At 47.2% G+C, this 20,972-nt stretch carries 21 protein-coding genes; 13 read left to right on the top strand and 8 right to left on the bottom strand.

Going from position 1 to position 20,972, the window contains the following annotated elements:
- The first annotated feature begins 48 nt into the window (after positions 1–48).
- The 5 genes from arfB to BCT27_RS05285 all read left to right on the top strand — a co-directional run bounded on the left by arfB (position 49) and on the right by BCT27_RS05285 (position 5,304).
- On the top strand, positions 49–462 hold the full coding sequence (arfB, locus tag BCT27_RS05310; protein ID WP_017014891.1) for an alternative ribosome rescue aminoacyl-tRNA hydrolase ArfB: 414 nt from the start codon (positions 49–51) through the stop codon (positions 460–462).
- Positions 463–687: 225 nt separating this feature from the next.
- Positions 688–1,131, top strand: a complete 444-nt coding sequence (locus BCT27_RS05300) for an acyl-CoA thioesterase (RefSeq protein ID WP_198597514.1) — start codon at positions 688–690, stop codon at positions 1,129–1,131.
- Entirely contained in the window at positions 1,128–1,766 is a 639-nt protein-coding gene (locus tag BCT27_RS05295) for an ABC transporter ATP-binding protein (protein WP_102395246.1), read from the top strand. Before BCT27_RS05300 ends, BCT27_RS05295 begins: the two co-directional genes overlap by 4 nt.
- Positions 1,759–2,553, top strand: coding sequence for an ABC transporter permease (locus BCT27_RS05290; protein ID WP_102395245.1), 795 nt, complete (start codon positions 1,759–1,761; stop codon positions 2,551–2,553). Before BCT27_RS05295 ends, BCT27_RS05290 begins: the two co-directional genes overlap by 8 nt.
- Before the next feature lie 558 nt (positions 2,554–3,111).
- Complete coding sequence (locus BCT27_RS05285; RefSeq protein WP_102395244.1) at positions 3,112–5,304, top strand: hypothetical protein; 2,193 nt, start codon at positions 3,112–3,114, stop codon at positions 5,302–5,304.
- Between the two features lie 168 nt (positions 5,305–5,472).
- On the opposite strand, the gene BCT27_RS05280 is transcribed toward BCT27_RS05285, so the two are convergent.
- A complete protein-coding gene (locus BCT27_RS05280; protein ID WP_102395243.1) occupies positions 5,473–6,651 on the bottom strand; it encodes a methyl-accepting chemotaxis protein in 1,179 nt (392 codons plus the stop codon).
- Positions 6,652–6,922: 271 nt separating this feature from the next.
- On the opposite strand from BCT27_RS05280, the gene BCT27_RS05275 reads away from it, so the two are divergent.
- The gene (locus BCT27_RS05275) at positions 6,923–7,213 is read left to right on the top strand and encodes a YkgJ family cysteine cluster protein (protein ID WP_102316192.1); all 291 of its coding nucleotides are present in this window, start codon (positions 6,923–6,925) and stop codon (positions 7,211–7,213) included.
- A gap of 97 nt (positions 7,214–7,310) precedes the next feature.
- On the opposite strand, the gene BCT27_RS05270 is transcribed toward BCT27_RS05275, so the two are convergent.
- The 3 genes from BCT27_RS05270 to BCT27_RS05260 are packed head-to-tail and all read right to left on the bottom strand — an operon-like array spanning position 7,311 to position 9,495.
- Positions 7,311–8,048 carry an amino acid ABC transporter ATP-binding protein gene (locus BCT27_RS05270; protein WP_102395263.1) on the bottom strand — a complete coding sequence of 246 codons (738 nt, stop codon included), beginning with the start codon at positions 8,046–8,048 and terminating at the stop codon, positions 7,311–7,313.
- A 14-nt stretch (positions 8,049–8,062) separates the two neighbouring features.
- A complete protein-coding gene (locus BCT27_RS05265) occupies positions 8,063–8,737 on the bottom strand; it encodes an amino acid ABC transporter permease (RefSeq protein WP_102315972.1) in 675 nt (224 codons plus the stop codon).
- Positions 8,737–9,495: an amino acid ABC transporter substrate-binding protein gene (locus tag BCT27_RS05260; RefSeq protein WP_102395242.1), complete on the bottom strand. Its 759-nt coding sequence runs from the start codon at positions 9,493–9,495 to the stop codon at positions 8,737–8,739. The genes BCT27_RS05265 and BCT27_RS05260 overlap by 1 nt, the downstream gene beginning before the upstream one ends.
- A gap of 354 nt (positions 9,496–9,849) precedes the next feature.
- Between BCT27_RS05260 and BCT27_RS05255 the strand changes: the two genes are divergently transcribed.
- The 7 genes from BCT27_RS05255 to BCT27_RS05225 all read left to right on the top strand — a co-directional run bounded on the left by BCT27_RS05255 (position 9,850) and on the right by BCT27_RS05225 (position 16,585).
- Positions 9,850–11,571: a vWA domain-containing protein gene (locus BCT27_RS05255; protein ID WP_102395241.1), complete on the top strand. Its 1,722-nt coding sequence runs from the start codon at positions 9,850–9,852 to the stop codon at positions 11,569–11,571.
- Positions 11,572–11,648: 77 nt separating this feature from the next.
- On the top strand, positions 11,649–12,197 hold the full coding sequence (locus BCT27_RS05250) for a sigma-70 family RNA polymerase sigma factor (RefSeq protein ID WP_102395240.1): 549 nt from the start codon (positions 11,649–11,651) through the stop codon (positions 12,195–12,197).
- Positions 12,194–12,895, top strand: coding sequence for a hypothetical protein (locus BCT27_RS05245; RefSeq protein ID WP_102395239.1), 702 nt, complete (start codon positions 12,194–12,196; stop codon positions 12,893–12,895). The genes BCT27_RS05250 and BCT27_RS05245 overlap by 4 nt, the downstream gene beginning before the upstream one ends.
- A gap of 193 nt (positions 12,896–13,088) precedes the next feature.
- Complete coding sequence (locus BCT27_RS05240) at positions 13,089–13,859, top strand: CPBP family intramembrane glutamic endopeptidase (RefSeq protein WP_102390139.1); 771 nt, start codon at positions 13,089–13,091, stop codon at positions 13,857–13,859.
- A 122-nt stretch (positions 13,860–13,981) separates the two neighbouring features.
- Positions 13,982–14,668 carry a spondin domain-containing protein gene (locus BCT27_RS05235; protein WP_102390138.1) on the top strand — a complete coding sequence of 229 codons (687 nt, stop codon included), beginning with the start codon at positions 13,982–13,984 and terminating at the stop codon, positions 14,666–14,668.
- Between the two features lie 10 nt (positions 14,669–14,678).
- The gene (locus BCT27_RS05230; RefSeq protein ID WP_102315966.1) at positions 14,679–15,401 is read left to right on the top strand and encodes a spondin domain-containing protein; all 723 of its coding nucleotides are present in this window, start codon (positions 14,679–14,681) and stop codon (positions 15,399–15,401) included.
- A gap of 584 nt (positions 15,402–15,985) precedes the next feature.
- Positions 15,986–16,585, top strand: coding sequence for a hypothetical protein (locus BCT27_RS05225; RefSeq protein WP_102315965.1), 600 nt, complete (start codon positions 15,986–15,988; stop codon positions 16,583–16,585).
- A gap of 113 nt (positions 16,586–16,698) precedes the next feature.
- Here BCT27_RS05225 and BCT27_RS05220 read toward each other — a convergent pair whose 3' ends face one another.
- The 4 genes from BCT27_RS05220 to BCT27_RS05205 all read right to left on the bottom strand — a co-directional run bounded on the left by BCT27_RS05220 (position 16,699) and on the right by BCT27_RS05205 (position 20,723).
- A complete protein-coding gene (locus BCT27_RS05220; RefSeq protein WP_102395238.1) occupies positions 16,699–17,877 on the bottom strand; it encodes a CHRD domain-containing protein in 1,179 nt (392 codons plus the stop codon).
- 339 nt (positions 17,878–18,216) lie between these two features.
- Positions 18,217–18,723 (bottom strand): GNAT family N-acetyltransferase, encoded by a 507-nt coding sequence (locus BCT27_RS05215; protein ID WP_102395237.1) that lies wholly within the window; start codon positions 18,721–18,723, stop codon positions 18,217–18,219.
- A 153-nt stretch (positions 18,724–18,876) separates the two neighbouring features.
- The gene (locus BCT27_RS05210) at positions 18,877–19,524 is read right to left on the bottom strand and encodes a LysE family translocator (protein WP_102395262.1); all 648 of its coding nucleotides are present in this window, start codon (positions 19,522–19,524) and stop codon (positions 18,877–18,879) included.
- Between the two features lie 119 nt (positions 19,525–19,643).
- Positions 19,644–20,723: an aspartate/glutamate racemase family protein gene (locus BCT27_RS05205; RefSeq protein WP_102395236.1), complete on the bottom strand. Its 1,080-nt coding sequence runs from the start codon at positions 20,721–20,723 to the stop codon at positions 19,644–19,646.
- Positions 20,724–20,972: the final 249 nt, after the last annotated feature.

Genomic DNA, 20,972 nt, shown 5'->3' with positions numbered 1-20,972 from the left:
CGTATTCAGCTATAGTGTCGCCTTGATTTAGAAAGGACACCCAGCAAAATGCTTCACATTTCTCAGACCGTGACCTTGTCAGATGACGAGATTGAGATCACCTACATACGCGCTCAAGGTGCAGGTGGTCAAAACGTTAATAAGGTTTCTTCTGCGGTTCACCTTCGCTTTGATATTCATGCCTCGTCACTGCCTGATTTTTACAAGGAACGCTTGCTCGCATTAAAAGACAGCCGCATCACCAAAGACGGCGTCATCGTGATCAAAGGCCAACAATATCGCACACAAGAAAAGAACCGTGACGATGCACTCGCACGCTTGCAAGAACTGATCAAAAGCGTCGGCGTGGTACAAAAGGCGCGCAGAGCGACCAAACCGTCCAAGTCATCACAGCGCAAACGTATGGATGGAAAAACCATTCGTGGAAAAACCAAATCCATGCGCGGCAAGGTAGATTTCTAACGTTCTTCTCTCTCGTGTTTCCGCTTATTTTTTCCTGCTGTCTTTGTCTTAGCCATTATCTTTGTCTTGGCCATAGTCTTCTCCTTGGCCATTCCCCTGTCTTGGTCTGGTCTTGGCCTGCATAATGGCAGAGGTCACATTCCCCGCGCTCAAAAAACTGAGCACCTTGTCAGTCACAGCGAAACGGTGTCCAATCAATGTCTCTGAACGCAAAAGGATTGCACCGTGACAGACAACAATTTCAGCCACTTTCCTCTCCAGCACACGCAGTCATTAGTGTGGAACGACATGGACGCGCTACAGCACATCAACAACACCGTCTATTTTCGCTATTTTGAAGACGTTCGCGTCGTGATGTTGGAAGAACTCAAGGTTTTTGAGTACGTAAAGCGTCACAATATCGGTCCAGTGGTTGCCTCTACCCGCTGTGATTTCAGAGCCCCTTTGGTCTACCCCGACAACATCACTACAGTTTCATGGGTCGAAGACATCCAAGAAAAACGCTACACCATGAAATATGAAATCCATAGCCACAACCAACAGCGTCGTGTCGCGGTAGGTGAAGCCTTGGTGGTGTATTGTGATTTCAGTGACGGAAAGAGTTGCGCCATTCCAGAAGAGACCGCTAACGCATTACAGAAGTATCTTTTGCCAGAAAACGCCGAATGACAGTTCCCACAGCAACGCTCCAATTCCACCAGCTTCGTTCAGGGTATGAGGCTGATAAAACATCGGCGTTAACCGAGGCGCTTTCGCAGGGTCGGCACCTTGTGATTAAAGGTGCATCGGGATCAGGAAAAACCAGTTTATTGCGCGTGATGTGCGCACTGCAACCCGCGCAACACGGCCATATTGATTACCAACAACACACTGTATCGGTGCAAAACTTACCTTGGTGGCGTCGTCAATTTTGCTACCTCCCGCAAGAACCCGTGATGGGGGCGAACACCATCGCAGAAGTTCTCCGATTACCTTGGTCGTTACAAGCAACCGACAAACCTTCACCAAGCGATGAAGCCTGCCAAACCGCCCTTGCGAGCCTGAACTTTCAGCACAACATGAACCATGATGTTGACACCCTTTCAGGAGGCGAAAAACAACGGCTCGCCATTGCACGCGCATTGTTGCTGGATCGACCCGTGTGGCTGATGGATGAACCCACATCAGCGCTGGACGCAAAAAGCAGAGACAGCTTGATGACGTTACTCAAAACACTTCCCATTATTGCTGTGTCTATTTCACACGATCCTGAATGGATGCGCGCAGCAAGCCACACCTTCGTGTTGGGAGATCATCATGAATGAAGCGTTAAACATCAACAGTTGGGCGCTTGCGGGGTTATACCTACTCTTTGTTATTCCGTTGGTTCTTTTCCAGCGTTGGCAGCTTGGGCTCAGTAAAAGTCTCATTTCCGCCGTGGTCCGCATGACACTGCAATTGGCCGTGGTCGGTTTGTACCTGCAAACGTTGTTCGCTTTCGCCAATATCTGGCTCAATACCTTGTGGCTACTCATCATGATTTTGGTGGCGAGTGGCACCATCTGCAAACAAGCCAGCGCCAACTTAAAACAGCTCATGCCGCCAATATTGGCAGGCCAACTGCTCGCCATGTCACTGGTATTGCCGGTGTTAATGGTTGGGGTGATTCAAGCTGACCCTTGGTGGAAAGCCCAATACCTCATTCCCGTTGCAGGCATGTTGCTGGGAAACGCATTGTCAGCCAACGTGCTTGCTCTGGAACGGTTACTTACCAGTTTAAAAAAACGCCACGCTGAATATCAATTTTATGTCGCGCTGGGCGCACCGAATCCGAGCCGTCCATTTTTGCGTGAGGCTCTCACCGCTGCATTACGACCACCTATTGCCGCCATGAGCACACTCGGCATCGTTAGCCTTCCAGGGATGATGACAGGTCAGATACTCGGTGGAACAGAACCCCTGCTTGCCGTGAAATATCAACTCGTGATTATGGTGGCGATTTTCATCTCAGTGTTCGTTTCCGCAGCAACCACCTTGTATTTCGTCAGCCGACGCTTATTTAATGGTTACGGACAACTAACTTCAGAATCATTGTCTAAACCGTCGCCTTGATATAACGCCCCCTGAAATCTCTCAGCTGATACTAAAAGGGGCGCACACCGCTCCTTTTTTCCAATGAAGTCCGCCAAAACACACGCCCAATAAAAATGATCATTCCGCAAAAATAACGCATTTTAGACGCCGAATGATTATCTTCCTGCCGATAATCATCCCTCTCATTAAAAAAGAGACCCGTCGACGCATTGATAGACACTGAAATATTCAAAGAATATTAACCCTCGTCTAATATTTATCACTTATCAATTGATAAATATTAATTGAAAAATATCACCATTTTTACAGAACATAAGACATGAAACAAATTAATGTTATCAATTGATAGTATTAACTTATCGGGAAATGTCACGATTTAAATATTTAACACAATAAGTATAAATATATTTTTCATGTGGTTAAAACAAAATATGACCTCATATTGACATTGTTAACAATGCCTGACTTGCAATTAATTCCACACTCCCTACCTTTAAACACCAGTGATTATTTAAACGTGAAAATTAAGTGATTGCTGATATACCACCCTTATAAAACATTAGAAAGGTTATGATTATGACACCCAAGAAACTGTCTGCTCTCTCCATTCTCATTGGATTTAGCATACTCGGACAATCCTCTGCACTTTATGCCTCTCAAGCGCAATATGATGACGCTGACATTGATAATATAATTCATGCTTTACAGAAAAAAGAAGTCAGCTCTGACTACAAGCTATTTAGCCACACCCAGCCTGAGATTAAATTTGGAAATATCAATCAACAAGGGTATGAAAATGCCATCGCCCTTTATCACGATGGAAAAGTAACAATAAACAGCCAAAAAATTGGTGATCAAAACAATCTTCAATCCGTTATTATTCATGAAGGATTTCATGCGCTAAAACCGGAATTATCAGAATCAGAGATTGATATTGAAGCAGCCCTGTACGCAAAAAAAATAGGCGTCAATTACCTTGCACAACATTCTTATGATCCTATTTTAAGCGATGCTTATCGTCCCAGCATGCCGAATATTTTTCAAAATAATCTCATACGTGGTTTGTGCCGTTCAGGTGCAGGCACTGCCTTAAGCGCGTTTGGGTCTTTCGGTGCCATTGGATTAGCTGAAGATGTTTACAATAGCTATGTCGGTGGCACAGCGATTAGCCAAGAAACCTTTAATGCCGCCAAAGGGCTCGCCGTTCCTCTCTCTTGGGCGATGTTTGACTATGTCTTGGGCAAAGCACAATGGGTTCATGGTTTTCCGGGAAGCCATGCCAGTGATGGGCAGCGAATCAATGATATGTTCCGCAGTATTCCGAGAGTCGGCAGCATCGTCGCCGATACATTGCAAGTAGGGGCGTTTTCGGAGCGTGTGCTGCGTGAAGAACTTGGACTCATGATGTTTGTCGGTGCCATTGGTACAAATGCAATGATTCAAAAAGTCGCAGATAGCCACAATGCCACAGCGGCAGCATGGCCACTAAAAGTCGTCGATACCGCGATTTGGGGCGGCTTAAATGGCATGGTTGGCGAATTTGTTAGATATAAAAATGGCGGTACTTACACCTCCCTGCCCGCGTCATATCATGAGTCTCTCGTCCCCTACCTTGGCTCACAAAAATGGCAGCTTCTTACCTCGTCTATCAACTGTGGCATTGCCGCGTATGCAGGGAATCAAGCATGGGGTGGCTATGCGAAATGGCAACCCGTCACTAAAAATTCAACCACCTCTGAGTATGCGAGTAGCGCTTATGGTGCTGCGACAGCATACATGGGGACATGGATAGCCGTAGACGGCGTGTTTAAATCGATGCAATACGGAATAAATGCGGGCGTTGCAGGCTTTAGAGATGTGGTTTGGCGTAATTTTGTTCAATCAGGTGTTGGGCTCATCAACCTCGCTTACTCGGTTGAATATCATCCAGACGCGCTCCCAATCGATACGGATTACGGGGATATACCTGACGTTACCATTCACCTTCGCAAAAAACGCTCAACCTCCATCGACATGAGAATAGCGAGAATGCGCAAGATTTTTCATGAACTGCAAATATCTAAATCTGAAGCGCTTGCCGCGTGGGAGAGAGTTACCGCAGTCCCTCTGGATCTGAATGATTTTCAGAAAGTTGACGTAACGAGGCTGGAACAAGATCTTGCATTGGAAAACAGCCCACAAAACACCAAAGCCGCGGGCGTCACCAACGAGACATTGAGCCAACTAAAAGCGCTTCAACTGTCACATCTTGCCAAAGAAGCGAAAACCGTCACCAAAGTGCTGACAAAAAATTACGCGGACTGGCGGGCGTGGTGGAGTGCCAGCAGTTGGGAAAACCCTGCATTTTGCTCAAAAGATGGCGTACTAGAATACGGCCAATGGCTATCGAATGGAGGAAACATTACCGAACAAAACTGCGGCATTAACAGTTACGGGGATGGGGTTAACGCTGTACTCAAGTTTAACGATGGTTCAATGGCGATGGGTATAAACGGGCGCACCATAAAATCAGACGAAGCATGGACAAAAGGCACCAACGGTGGAACCGATTGGAACGGATACTGGGGGTATGCATTTTTCGACGCCCAGGGACGCCCGACCGCAATGGCCTTAACAAGCAAGAATTGGGCGCAATGGGGCGCTGGGTTTAGCTTCGTTTATAAAAATGGTAGCTGGGAATATTGGAAGCAAGATAACTGGATTTCATCGTTTTCGGATGGGCAGTCGCTCGATCGTAACGCGCCGAGGTTTAATATCCCCGCGCTTTAAGGCAACAGGCTTATGCTTTCACGAGCAGAAAGTACTCGCATAAAATAACGCTTCGACAATAGAAAAGGTCTGCCCATAACAGGCAGACCTTTGCTCAATTAACGCTAGCTCACAGATGCCTGAGAAAGGCGTATTCATGGCATATTTAGGCCGTTTTGCTTTCTTTGACTACCTCAACACAAACTGCGAGACACGCTGCTTCAACACACCGTTCGAATTAACCAAGTTTTGGTTATCCACGCGAATTTGATCACTCAAGTTCACAATGGAGTCTTTCGATTCCTTAATCTTCAACATAGACGTGTTCAAGTGCTCAATTTGGCCCAGTAATTCATCTAGCCCCGTGTTCTCATCGTCAGCAGAAATTAGCGTCACAACGTCATTGATGGAAGACACCGCATCTTGCACCGTTTGGTTAGAGCCTTGGTAATGGGAGATGATATCCAGCAGTTCTTCTTTTTGCGTGGTTAAACGCTCACTGATTTGCACGACAGATCCACGGATCTCAGCCACAATCTTCGTGATGTCACCCAAGCTGTCTTGCGTAGAGAGCGCTAACTGACGCACTTCATCCGCTACCACTGCAAAGCCTCGGCCTTGATCACCTGCACGTGCTGCTTCTATGGCTGCGTTTAAAGACAGCAAGTTAGTTTGCTCTGAAATCGACTTGATAACTTCAACAAACTTTTCGATGGATTCAGCCTGCGCTTTAAGTTCGATAAAAGAGGTGTACATGTGCTCAACGCTGTTTGAATAATTTTCTAACTGCTCAAGAGACGAAATGTTTTTGGTGTTTAAATCAATCAAATCCCCTTTCACTTGCTGCGTGGAAGACGCCGTGTCTTTGAGTGTTTGCACCATGGAAGAGGAAAAGGTTTTCAATGACGACAGGTTCGTTGTCGCAAGCTCATAGTTGTCATCTTGCTTAACAAGATCTTCGTTGATGTTTTTCACTTTCATGAGCATGCCGTCAGACAAGGATTTTGACTCATTTGAGGATTCATCAATCGTCTCAAGTGTATTGCGAATACTAATGCGGAAGTTTTCAATAACCCGTAAAAAGTCTTCCATTTCACTGTTTAATGACGATTTCACGTTGTTTTTTACACTAAGATTGTTCTCTTCGAAGTTTTTTAAATAGCGCTTGGTTTCGTTTAGCGAGTCAACGCCCCACTTTTTCTCATCAATATCGTGGATCAAGAGTACGCCCGCCAACGTCAATTGAATGATCACCGAATAGACATTGTCGGTGAAGAAAAACGCATTCACTAACAGCAGTACAATGCCAACCCAATGAATTAACCTCATTCTTGTAAACAGCGAACTAAACATGCTTTTTCTATACATTAGCTTTCCCTAATACAAACACCGCAGCGATAATGTGCATACAAACGTATATTGCTTAACTAAAAATAGTTGAGCCTTAGAAGGCTCGCCAACATGATTTAATGTTAATTACCCACACTATTTTTATTGATTACAACACATTAATTTCATAACCCAAGCAAACAACCACGCCCTACAGCTCACGCTGTATCCGCTGTTAAGTGAAAAATACGGGTGTGCCAATCACGTGATTTCCAGTACTATGCAGCAATTAAATTTGGTACAGATGTTTATGACCATTGAAGTGAAAAATATCCCAACGGCGGAAGTTACGTGCGCGAACTGCCAAGCGTGTTGTTGCCGTCTCGAAGTCATGATCATCACAGACACGGGTGTGCCTGAAGAACATATCGCGGTGGATGAGTGGGGCGCAGAAACCATGCTGCGTTTGGACGATGGCTGGTGTTCAGCGGTCGATCGAGAAACCCTGATGTGTACGATTTATGAAAATCGCCCTTGGATTTGCCGAGAGTTCGAAATGGGTTCGTACGAATGTGTAGAAGAGCGTAAAGCCTGCTTATAACCTACATGCTTAACGGGCTCTCCCGCTCCCTGTAGATTCATCGAAAAGAGAAAAGCCAGCAGACGCTGGCTTTTCTCTTTTCAGGCAGGCATAAATCCTAGTTGCCCATGGCCCTTGCAACAAATGCGCGGGTTCTATCATGCTGGGCGTTGCCAAAAATCTGTGAGGGTGGCCCTTGCTCAACAATCACACCGCCTTCCATAAAAATCACGGTATCAGCGATGTCGCGCGCAAACTGCATTTCATGGGTCACAACGACCATGGTTTGTTTTTTCTCAGCCAGTTGTTTCATCACTGCCAACACTTCATCCACCCATTCAGGGTCAAGCGCAGACGTGGGTTCATCAAACAAAATCACGTCACCTTTACAGGCCATCGCACGTGCAATGCCAACGCGTTGTTGCTGACCACCAGAAAGTTGAGCTGGGTACTTGTTCAGGTGATCTGACATACCGACGCTGTCTAGTAATTGTCGGGCTGTATGTTGTGCCGTTTCTTTAGGCTCGTTCCACACCGTCATCAAGGACTCAGCGACATTTCCCAATACCGTTTTGTTCGCGAACAAAGCATAACTTTGAAACACGAAACTGCTTTGTTTACGTAAGTTGTGAATGTCTGACGTCGACGCTTTCTCCGCATTCACATGCGCATCACCGATTTGGATATCACCCGTGGTGGGTGTTTCCAAGTAGTTTAGGCAGCGCAGCAAGGTGGATTTTCCCGTGCCTGACGGCCCGATAATGACCACAATTTCACCCTGCTTCACGTCCAAGTCGATGTGCTTTAACACTTCAACATCACCAAAGCGTTTGCTGAGATTTTTTACCGCGATCATCTGATTAGCCGTATTCATCGTGCGTACGCCTTATTCAATCTGACTTCCAACCACGACTGAATCTGCGTGAAGAAAATCACTACCAGCCAGTAAATCAGCGCGACCGCCATAAAGGCTTCAAAAAACTTAAAGCTTGATGACGCCTCCATCTGCGCTTTTGCCATGATTTCCGCCACACCCAAGGTAAAGGCCAGGGACGTACTTTTGATCATGTCGATGAAATAGTTCATCAATGACGGCGTTGCCACGCGAGCTGCTTGCGGAAGGATAATGCGCTTCATGGCTTGAAGCTGTGTCATCCCAACACTCAAACTGGCTTCCATTTGGTTTTTATCAATGCCCAAGATCGCCGCGCGAATGCTTTCTGCCATGTAAGCAGAAAAGTGGAGTGACAAACCAATCACCGCTGCCGTGAATGCATCCATCCCAACAAAGATAGGGAAAATTTGTGGCAATCCGTAGTAGAGCAAGAACAACTGAACCAACAGTGGTGTGCCGCGAAAGAAGGAGATATACACCACCACAACGGTGTTCAACACGTTCACTTTAAACACACGCACTAAGGCAAGAAAGAGCGACAACACCAATGCCACAACAAAGCCAATGAGTGACATTTCGAGGGTTATTCCCAGATACTTAAACAGTATCGGGAACAACGCCATCATGTAGTCAAAATCAAACCCGTTCATTATTTCGTGATGTCTGAATCAAACCAAGTCTGAGAGATTGCGCTTAGGGTGCCATCGGCTTTCATGTCATTCAGCGCTTTATCTACTTTGGCTTTGATCGCTAACTTCTCTGGTGTATTCAAAAACGGCATCGCGTTTTGAATGGTTTCAAACGGTTGACCCGCCAGTGCGAGCGGTAAACCTGATTTCTTGATCAATTGTGCAGAAGAAACACGGTCCATCACGAATGCATCGGTGCGGCCTAGGGCAACATCTTGCTCGAAGCCAGAGTCATACGTGATGATGTTGATTTCGTTGTTTTTATCGTAGTTACGCAGTAATTGTTCAAAGTTACTCCCTAGGTTTACTGCCACTTTTTTCCCTTTCAGGTCTTCAATGCCTTGAATGTCATCGCGTCCTTTACGGATAACAACTTGCGCACCATCAACCACGTAAGGCACAGAAAACGCGTATTTTGCTTTGCGTGCATCTGTCATGGTGATCTGGTTACTGATGGTATCAATGTGGCCCGCTTCCAACATGCCAAACAGGCCTGAGAAGCTTGAGGTCACGAACTCAACGTCGTAGTCGGCACGCTTACCAATTTCGTTCCACACATCCACTTCAAAACCTTGCAGCTTATCGAGTTTCACGAACGTGAACGGAAAATAACGGCCCGACATGCCGACTTTGATTTCGTCTTGAGCAAGCGATGCGGTAGAGGTAAAGCTGGCTGCAAGTGCAAGTGTGGCAACCAGTAGGTTTTTCATTGAAGGCATGGGGAAGTACTCCTTTATTCTGTTGCCGCCAATGTAACGCAGTTCCTTTTTTGCGATAAATAACGAAAAAACATATGTAATAATCTGGAAATTTCACATAAAGCAGACAAATAAAATGTAATCCATTTCATTCACCGAATGGCTAACTACTCAACCCATGATCTTGCAGACACATTGATTGCTTTATAACCACTTGCTGAATCGTTTTCATTTAAATGCCTCACATGCACCCATTGCTGGTGTTTAAAAACAATCACTTAAGTGTTGCCGGAAAATAAAATGAAAAAAGATCACCCCTTCTAAGGACTTGTCCGTTTGTAGTGTGTAAATACCCGATGAATAAAGGACGACACCATGCACACGCTTTCAAAAAAACGCCTTGCTATTGCGATCACACTTGCCTTAGGGATCACCACTGCCTGTTCTGATGTCGCAATGAATGACACAGCAACAGAAAACACAGCGCAGAACGCTCAAACCCCTACCTCGAAACAAAATACTCAATTGCCTCAACCGCAGATCCAGCCCCAGCCTGAAATGGAGGAACTCGCTGCGGTGCATGACGCCTCGGTCGACATGGCGTTCGCTGCGCAGCCTGCCAATCGCATGGGCAAAGCATTGATGGTGATGCCGGGTTATGAACCCTATCCCCACGCTGAGAATCGTGACAACTATATCGACACGCCCAGCAACGGCGTACATCAAGTGAACACAACGCCGCTTTCGACCTTTTCGATTGATGTTGATACCGGCAGTTACGCCAATGTGCGCAGCTATCTGACCATGGGACAAAAACCGCCCGCTGACGCGATACGAGAAGAAGCCTTCATCAACTATTTTGATTACAACTACGCCACGCCAAACAGCACGAAGCAGCCGTTTTCAGTAAACACAGAAATTGCACCATCACCTTGGAACGTGGAGCGCCAATTGCTCCGTATTGCGCTCAAAGGCTACGACATTCCAAAAGCAGAGCGTAAAGCGTCGAACCTTGTTTTCTTGGTCGATGTATCAGGCTCAATGGCACAGCCAAACAAGTTGCCACTGCTGGTACAAAGCTTGTCGATGCTAACGAAAGAACTGGTGGAAAATGACACCGTCAGCTTGGTCACCTACGCGGGTAATGCCAACGTGGTGCTAAAACCAACGGATGGCGACAACACACAAACCATCCTCAATGCGCTCAAAAGTTTGAATGCAGGAGGCGGCACCTACGGGGAAAGCGGCATTAAACTCGCCTACCAACAAGCCCAGAAGGGGTTCATCAAAGGCGGCGTTAACCGCGTAATTCTGGCGACAGACGGCGATTTCAACCTCGGCGTGACCAACATGGATGAGCTGAAAGACATCATTACCGCTGAACGTAAGAAGGGCGTTTCTCTCACGACTATTGGTTTTGGACGAGGCAACTACAACGATGCCTTGATGGAGCAACTGGCGAACACGGGAGATGGGAATCACGCTTACATTGATACGCTGCATGAAGCTCAAAAAGTGCTACTACGCCAGATGAGTGGCACGCTTCAAAGCATTGCGTCTGACGTGAAAATTCAAGTCGAATTCAACCCGGCTAACGTCAAAGAGTACCGATTGATTGGCTATCAAAACCGCAAGCTGCGCGACGAAGACTTTAACAATGACAAGGTTGATGCAGGCGAAATTGGCGCGGGTCACACTGTCACCGCGCTCTATGAGCTGACGTTAACGGGCGACCAAGGCCGAATTGATGATCTGCGTTATCAACAAAAAGACAACGCTATGGCGTCGACAAACAGTCACAATAACGAACTGGCACACGTAAAAGTTCGCTATAAGTTGCCCGGCTCCACCACCAGCACACTGGTAGAAGGTAACGTAAATCAAAACGACATCAAAAAAGGCTTCACCCAAGCGAGCGCAGATTTCAAATTTGCCACAGCGGTAGCGGCATTTGCACAGAAACTCAAAGAAAATAGCTACCTTGATGATTTTGATTACGCACAGATCGCGACCATCGCACGAGACAATCGCGGCAATGACCCTTACAACTATCGCGGCGAATTTGTTCGCTTAGTAGAAGTGGCACAGAGCCTTTAATAGCGATGGATAGGAAAGCCAGCGGCAGTCAATAATCACACGTTTCATAACGGCGATGTAATCACCAATAAGGCTTCATGGAAAACATACCCGACGAACAACTGATGCTGCAGTTTCGCGAAGGCAACCAACCGGCCTTCGCGGCCCTGTACCAGCGACACAAAGGATCGCTTTACCGTTATTTCTTGCGCCAGCTTGGTGCAGGATGCAGCGGCAGAGCCGAAGAACTGTATCAGGACGTCTGGTATCGTGTGATTGATAAGCGAGAAAGCTATGTCCCGACGGCCAAATTCACGACCTGGCTGTATCACATCGCGCACCACCTCGTGATTGACGAACACCGAAAACGCCTGTCGGAAAACGCCTATGCTGCACAGCTTCCTGACGAGCCAAGATCAGACATGAACGACGCGGAAGCGCGAGAAAAAGACGCCATCAAAGTGTGTATGGATGCCCTTGCCCCACTTCAACGCGAAGCCTTTTTGTTACGCCACGAAGCGGAGTTTGAACCTGCACAGATATGCGAGATTGTAGATGCAAAGCCAGAAGCGGTGAAAACCCGACTGCGTTATGCCATAGAACAACTCAGGCAATGCCTAACCCGTAAATTAGGAGGCCGAGAATGAGCAAGCCTTTTAGCGATGATGATATCGCGTCCATGTACAAAAACAGCGCGACAGAAGCCCCTTCCGCTTCGCTTGATGATGCCATATTGGCGTATGCGTCAGAGCAAACAGCACACGCTGCGTCACCAGAAGCAGAAACGGCAACACCAAAAGGCAAATCCGCAAAGAATTGGTGGCCGATATTTGGCCTTGCCGCCGGTGCCATGTTTGTCGCCCTGCTTGCGCCGTGGCAATGGGTCGATCAAACACTGCCTGGCGCACAGGATGTCCAACAATATTCTTCGCCCGACCTGATGATGCTGGAAGAAGCAGAGATTCCGCCATCCGCAGCAGATGCGGTGCCAGATGCCAAACTTCACAAGTTCGCATCGCCAAGTGAAGACGCCCCACGGGCAAAAAGCATGAAACCCGCCTTGCCTGAAAAAACAACAGAGTCGGCAACATCCCCGACGCCTGCGCGAGAAATGCTTAGAAGTAAGATGATGGTAGACAATGAAATGGAAGTAGTGAAAGAAGCCATTACCCGCAATCCTTTCGTTGAGATAGAAGCATTGCTTGAAGAAGGAAACGAGGTACAGGCGCACAATAAACTAAAAGATCTACTCAGACATCAGCCTCAACTAGAAGCTCGCTTACCAGAGCACCTTAAAACATTGCTGAACCTCAACACCTTACCCAAGCAACGCGTAAATAATTAGCGCAAAAAACAATAGCGCCCTCACAGGGTGCTAGAGCGAAAGATTTCTGATACTTAGTTTTTTGCATTTGCAACAAAAGATCGAATCCAGTTCATGTAGGCTTTCACCCCGCAAACAAGTAAACACTGGCAGCATCGAAGAGCACACTCTTTTCTATTTATCAGCATAAAAAGCAGAAAGACATAGGTCACGGATGACAAAAAACGCACCCAATATATTAGTAGCTAGCATTATCCTCATTATTCTATTTGCATTGGAACTTCTGCTGGCAGCAGGCTTGTATGATGCAGGTTTGAAGTTTGAGTATGGCGATCCTCGATCGTTCATCGTCGCAGTTCCTGCAACAGGAATTGTCATCGCAACGGTTATGCATTTCACTGGCCTTTCATACAGGAATTTATTCCATGTATCAGACAGCTCAGCCAAGAATACCTTCGTTGTATTGGCAGTACCGATCTTGCTCATATGTGTCGGTTCGTCGATTTGGTTAACGAACGGCATGCACTATCTTGAACGTGTTTTGCCAGAAGATCCTATTACCCTTCAGATGCTAGAAAGGATTTTAAGTGGCGGGGCGCTATCCCTTTTCGTTCTCTGCGTTCTAGCCCCACTTTTAGAAGAAATGCTCTTCAGAGGAATTATTCTTCGAGGCTTTTTAAACCACTATAGCCCTGCAAAATCGATAGTTCTCTCCTCGTTACTTTTTGGGGTTTTTCACGCCAATCTTTATCAATTCATTTCTGCTTCAATCGCAGGTTGTTTCTTTGCTTGGTTGTTCTATAAAAGCCGTTCGTTATGGCCATCCATTTTCGCCCATTCAATAGTCAATGGATGTGCATTCGTTCTCTTTAATGCCAGCATTTCTCCGCCCTACTCATTTTTAAGCACGGCCATTGCATTGTTTCTATCGTTGCTTGGTTTTTGGGTTATTCACATCATTTTCTATGGTAATTCCTTAAAATAGTGTTCACTTTCTATCGCGACATTGTTTGATACAAATTCGCGAGACTTTTGCGAAACGTTCGAGATTGGCCTGCAAGTTTTGTCCTTCATTCTGTTTTAAACCGTTAAAAAGGATGAACGACAATGACAAAAACATCTAAGCAAGGACTCTGCGCACTTTCACTTCTTGGCTGCCTAGTATCAGGCAACCTCGCTGCAGCAGAGCTTGAAATCACCGTAACGAATGCCACCAAAGGTATCTATTTCACCCCCCTTCTTATTGCCGCACATGATGGCAGTAACACTTTGTTCGAAACAGGGACCGCGGCATCGCCAGAACTTCAAGCCATGGCTGAAGGCGGCGACATTTCTGGGCTCTCCTCTGCGGTAAGTAACGCAGGTGGCGACGTGGTGGAAAACCCCGCAGCTGGCCCGCTTGCACCTGCTGGCATTACCACGTTTGATTTTGACACTGGCTCGCAAGAATACCTCTCTCTTACCGCCATGCTACTGCCAACCAACGATGGTTTTGTTGGCCTAAATAGCTGGAAGATTCCAACGGAAGCCGGCACGTACACCATCAACCTTAATGGCTACGATGCAGGCACAGAAATCAACGATGAGTTAGCGACAAGCATTCCTAACCCGCCATTTATCACCAACCTCGGCGCGAACGGCACCGGTGTTGAGCAAACAGCGAGCAACACCACGGTACACATTCACCCGGGCAACCTAGGTGATGCCGATGCAACAGCTGGCGCGAGTGATTTCGATTTCGCCGTACACCGTTGGTTGAATCCCGTTGCCGTGATGACTGTTGTGGTGAAATAAGGGGGTTTTTATGAAATTACGATTAATGCTCGTTGCGAGCTCCGCCATATTACTCGCGGGTTGTCCGTTCGATGGCGACGATTCTCCAAGCACATCGACCACCCCTGATTCACCAAGCACGCCAACCAGTGCGAGCTATAGCGTCACGGTGAAAAACCTGACTGCAGCACAACCCGTTTCTCCGGTTGCCGTGCTCGCACACAACGACAGTTTTGCACTGTTCACAACAGGTGAAGCCGCATCTGTCCCGCTTGAAGTCATGGCAGAAGGTGGCGACAACACAGACCTTCTTGCTTACAGCAGCGATGACAACGTCACACTGACCATGGGCGGTACTGGACCCATTCCTCCGGGCGGCCAAGAAACCTTCACCTTTACCATGGATCCGAGCAGTGCAGGTTACCTGTCTGTCGCGGGCATGTTAGTGAACACCAACGATGCTTTTGCGGGTTTCAGTGCTATGGATATTAGCGCGCTAGAAGCGGGTGACAAGCAACGCGTGAACGCTTTGATCTGGGATGCAGGTACAGAAGCAAACGATGAGCTTGCCGCAAACATTCCGGGCCCTGCTGGCGGTGGTGAAGGGTTTAATGCAACACGTGGTAGTGATGATCAAGTCACCGTTCACCCGGGTGTAATCAGCAGTGACGACGGGCTAACAACTTCTGCGTTGTTAACACAGCATCGCTTCCTGAACCCAGGTATCAGCGTAACGATTGAACGCACCGAGTAAAGCTTGGCTTCACCGCCAGCGGGTTAGCCAACTCGAACTGGCATAGCAATGGCTGGCGGTGAACATACCATTTTAATGAAGGACGTCTGACAGGAAGCAAGTAGACACAAGAAAAAGCGTGGCAGCTTATTTTGAAAACATGGAAAGACTTGGCGTGAAAATGTTGTATGCAGAGACAGTTCACACGCAAACGGACGGCATTCCGCCCTTCGTTGTTATTGGTTACTTGCTCCCCCGCCTTCTTTGAAGGAACGCTTGAGCCAGATACAACGATTTTAGCCGTCCGTTTTTTCTCTTCCTGTTATCGCACGTATCCTATCCATATCTATCCATATCTATCCCTATCCATCCCTATCCATCCCTATCTATCCTTGTCTCGCCCTTATATTACCTGCCTAATAAAGCGTATAAAATAAAGATATACACTTTGTTTTATATCTAGCTTTTCATGCACATTTATATCGTTTTTGAGATGCCTCAGTGGCAATGAATGTCATAACCTTGTTCATTGAATGAATTATTGGCGGGCCGCATAAACACGCCGAAGCTTGAATAACCGAACATCAGAATAAGGAAAATGATTTATGCATTTAATCGCACCGAGCCTCAAAACGTTCGTGCTCGGTATTGCCTGCCTTTTTGTCACGGCAACAGCCACTGCTGAGCCATACAACGGGTATCTGGCGTCACAATCTGTCGTTGTCGATGCGCGCATCACAGGCAATGAGTTAACGGCGAACAACAATGGCGGCATTAAAGTCGTGGAATATAACCATGCGGTGATCAACTTCAATGATTCGTTCGACACCAGCAGCCACACCTTTACAGCGCCTGTTTCAGGGTTATACAACGTTGATGCACGTTATGCGCAGCGTACCTGTGGCTTTAAATATTTGCTCCGCATCGGTATTTCTATTCCAAACGCAATAGCCCCTGGCAGCAACGCTTCTATTGGCCCTGTTACGTTTGCCAACAACGACAATGGATGTGCCATTCCCGGCGTGGCCGCGGTGGACAGCATCATGTACCTAAACCAAGGCGACACCATTTTCATCCAAGGCCGTTATCAACGCGCACCGTATGATGTTTCGCCGTGGAACTACGTTAATGACTATCAAAACCGACTTGTGATCATCTATTTAAGTTCAGGTGACGGCTGCAACAACTGTGGTGGCGTGTCATAAGCGGAATTTCTACATCTACAAAAATGCCCCAGTGGCACTGGGCATCACGATGTTTACTGTTCATCACGATGCTTGAAGACACTGGGGCATTTGTTTTTCGCGTTACGTTTACCTTACTCAATAATTTGGCCGCGAATCTCTCCGCCTGCATTTGCAGGCGTATGCACGTTCACGTAATTTCCGCCTTCGATAAGCGTGGTTTGCTGCCCTGCATCCAACACCGTGTTGGCGGGTGTCTGCCAAATATTCACATCCCCACCATCTTGCTCGAGCCCCACAAGCACACCGCCATTCGCACCCGAGACACCGATGTGAATATGTGCAGCGGTGGCACCTGAAACGCCCTCTGTTATCGCTTTCAGCGTCAAGCTACCTGTCTCTGTGTTTAACAGCGCGTAACCATTGCCTTGTGCAGGGGTTGTCACCGCAGGCACTTCTTGGTTTCCGTCAATCGGGAAGGTAAACAGCACTTGTTGGTTCGTGGTGATCTGGCCTCTTATCTCACCGCTTGGCGTGCCAGGCGTGTGGAAGTTTGTGTAATAGCCACCCGCATTTAAGGTCGCCAATGTTGCCGCATCAAGTTCCGTGTTCGCAGGCGTTGTCCAAACGCCAGCATCTGTTGCGTCTTGGTCGAGAACAACCAGCACGCCGCCATTGCTGCCCACCTCACCGATGTGAATATGCGCAGCCGTCGCGTCGTCGATCTCTTCAGTGTTTACGCGAAGGTTCAACGTCTGATTTTCACTGTTGTATTCGGCATACCCGTCACCACTTGCACTCGTGGTCACAGCGGGTACTTCCTGCGTGCCATCCACCTCAAAGGTATAAATGGTGGTGGTATCAGGCACGATTTGCGCCCGCACCTCACCTGAAGGCACCGTGCTTGTGTGAAGGTTAATGTACCAATCACCGCTCAACAGTGTTTGAAGTTGTTCATCGGTCAGATCGCTCGCATCGATACTGGCCATGCCGTTTGAATCTGGCGTACCAAATGGGAAAACCAAAGCGCCTGTACTGCCAATGTCCCCAGCGTGAATATGCGCTGCAGTGAGATCGCTAAAGTTGCTGGTATCAAGCGTGGCTTTCAGTGTCTTGGCAATTTCATCCACGTCTATCGTTGAGCTGGCTGAGCGTGTGGAATCGTTCATCGGCACCGCTTGTTGTCCTGTCAGCATCAATGTGTACGTTTTGGTGACCGTAAAATCAGGGGATGAAGGCGTAACCGTGTTGTTATCGTCATCATTGCATGCAACCAATGTGGTTAAGGCTGCCGCTGCTACTATGTATTTCATTTTATCGTCCTATTGATATACCCAACCTTTGAAGTCCCCATGTGTCTCCGATAGTCGGGTGACAACGAGAAGATCGACAAAGGTGTTGATAAGAGAAACACCGAGTTTTTGGCTTTATTTCTGGGGTGTTGCATTCGGTGTTTGTGTAAACACACAGGCGGGACGAACACGGTGCGGCATTGGATTCAGATCCAGAGCAACGCTTTGATTCAATGAAGGCAATTCTCACTAGGGCAACAAAAGCCCTTACTTTAGTTGAGGCCAAAACTAAAAAAAGCACAGTGAATACACTGTGCTTTTTCTTGTTTTATCACGCTGAATATCGCGGGTAGCGAAACGTTACAACCATTTTTCGATCAGGACTTCATCGATGTATTCGCCGCGAATTTTCGCGTGTTTCTTCGCCGTCCCCACAACCTCAAAACCTTGCCTTAGGTAGGTCGCCAGCGCGTTTTCATTGTCGCTGCGCACATAGGCAAACAACTTTTCATACCCTTTGTTTTTCGCATCTAAAAACGTGGCGTTAAAAAGCGCGGTTGCAATACCTTGGCGACGATATTGCGCATCCACAAAGGTGCCAATGATGCCGACATGGTTAAAGGCGCTGGTATACGATGCAAAAGGCTCAACATTTTGAAACCCAACCACGATCGAATCTTGAGTGTTAATAGCGATATTGAATACACCATTTTGAGGGAAATCTTTAATGAATTGCACTTCCTCTTCCGCAGAGAATGGCATATCAAGGATTGTATAGCGCCCTTCCTCAATGATCGGATTGAGAATGTTCACGATACCTTCTGCATCATGAATCTCGGCCTTGGCTTCCCTAACGACTAACTGCATACCCACCTACCACTTTTTAGTTTTCATCATTGTGTTGTGAAAACGCACTGCACGCAGTTCGCCCCACACGCCGTCATCATACGAGGCGCTTTACACAATGCAATCAAATGGGGTCTGTTGGATCACTGAGTGAACAAGGTGCTGTTTGTTTGATCAATCTTGTGTCGACATCAACAGTTTGATACCGAAAAAGCCAAACAAACTCGCAGAGAGTCGAGTTAACCATTTCTGGGCAGAATCACTCACCGACAGTTTGTGGCTAATCAAGGAAGAAGCCCAAGCGATGAAGTGACACCAAATCATGCCGTTAAGGTTAAAAATAAGGCCAAGCACGATAAAGGCCAGCGCTTTGTTTTCACTGGTATCTGAAATGAATTGAGGCACGAACGCGAGGAAGAAAATCGCCACTTTAGGGTTGAACACATTCGTAACAAACCCTTGAGAGTAAATTTTCATTAAGGATGTTTTAGTAGGTTGAGGCGGCAAATCAGTACGGTGTTCAACGGTGTTCTTCATGCTTGCTATTAGCATCGTCACCGCCATGTAGATCAAGTACAGGCCACCGAGCATTTTCACGACAGTAAACGCCGTTGCGGATGTCGCCATAATGGCCGAAAGCCCAAAAGCCGCCGCAGAAACATGAACAAGCGTTCCACTGCCGATCCCTAATGCCGCTGCAGAACCCGCTTTAAATCCCTGGCTGGCCGCACGACCAGCAATGAGCAATGAATCAGGCCCCGGCATCATGTTGAGCAGGAAACCTGAGATAACAAACAACCAAATGTTTTCGATTCCTAGCACCGCAAAAGCTCCATCTTCTAGTTTGGCGCGCACACTGCGTACCAAACCTATCAATGATAACTGAAACTTACGGTGGAATCTGATTCAATCCTTTGAATGTCAGCCGCTAGAAAATAGCTTCAGTCTCGGCTCAAATCGTCGTTGTAACGGATCAGCGCGTCGACAATAACGGGGCCCAGATCATCACCTGCACAGTGAACAGGAATGCCCATGTCGATCAGTTTGTCTTCCACATCATTAGCGGAGCTCGATACAAACAGCGTCGGTAAATGTAAATAGCTGCCAGTCACTGACTGACCGCGTGCTGCTAAGAATTCAACGGTATGACGAAATATTTCTTTTTGGATACGCGCTATTGCAGACAGTGATGTCACTTTAAACGTCAGCGGCGCAAACCAATCCGTATGCTTGCCTTTGTAGTGATCAAGCGCGCCATCAAGTGCTTTGCCTTTACCGTGCGCCGTCAAAAGGCATTGTGCCAGCACGTTTGATGCATCAATCACCTCGATGTGTGCTGGAATCAACCCCTCTTGCTTGAAACGCGCGCAGCTTTCCGCGGTCAATGCCAGAGGTAATTCCGTGCAGCCGAGAACGACCTTAGAACAACCTTGCAGCTCGCACTCAGAACGAATCACATCACAAAGAAGAGTTTCCGCTTCTGGTGTGATTTGCGCCGTTTTAATACCAAAGGCAGGATCGTAAATCGCCGCCATCACTTTCTGTTGGTTTTCGGCTGACGGCTTGGTGGATGACACACCTTGCTCCATCAACGCCGATTGATAGAGACCCGAGTCCACCAGACTGTTCACACCCATCACCAGTACGTTGTCTTGTGTGCCTTCTAAGGTATGTGCGGTTCGATGAAGCATGTCCACGAAAGTCACTGGCACTTCTGGCAACAGTTTTCGGAACAAATCGTGGGCGCTATTGCAGGCTAAACCCATGACATCCGCACCGAGGTATTGCATGAAACGCAGTGTATAAACAGCAGTATCCGCCTTTCTTAATTCAGGTTCGTCCGTTGCCGTCCAGCTTTGCATCACTTCATCGGGTTTGTAGGCCAAACGTGAGTTACCGAATACAATAAACGCGCGTTTATTCGCGCCCTTTGTGGCATCAATTTTTTCGACCAAATCCACCATGGCTTCATTGCCTAAGCCACCAATAATGCCAATACGTGGCAAATGCATACTGCCCATGAAAACTCCTTTTGAATTGTGCGAATGCTCTGAAAATCGATATCAGAGGAAGGACCAATGGCGATCCGATAACGCAATCTAAACAAGAGATTCCAAATTTTCCTTGATCAAACAGCAGCATAGAGACGCATTTGCAGCATATCCATCTGGTTATATAACAAAAACTAGATGTTAAGCGTATTATCAATAACAAAGCCTACCGAGTCGTTAACGGAATAAATACAAGGACATATTAGTCACACTTTTTAT

It is taken from the genome of Enterovibrio norvegicus, from assembly GCF_002876705.1.
GTDB lineage: Bacteria > Pseudomonadota > Gammaproteobacteria > Enterobacterales > Vibrionaceae > Enterovibrio > Enterovibrio norvegicus_B.
The sequence above is the reverse complement of the archived record's forward strand: the minus strand, read 5'-3'. Positions and strand labels throughout refer to the sequence as shown.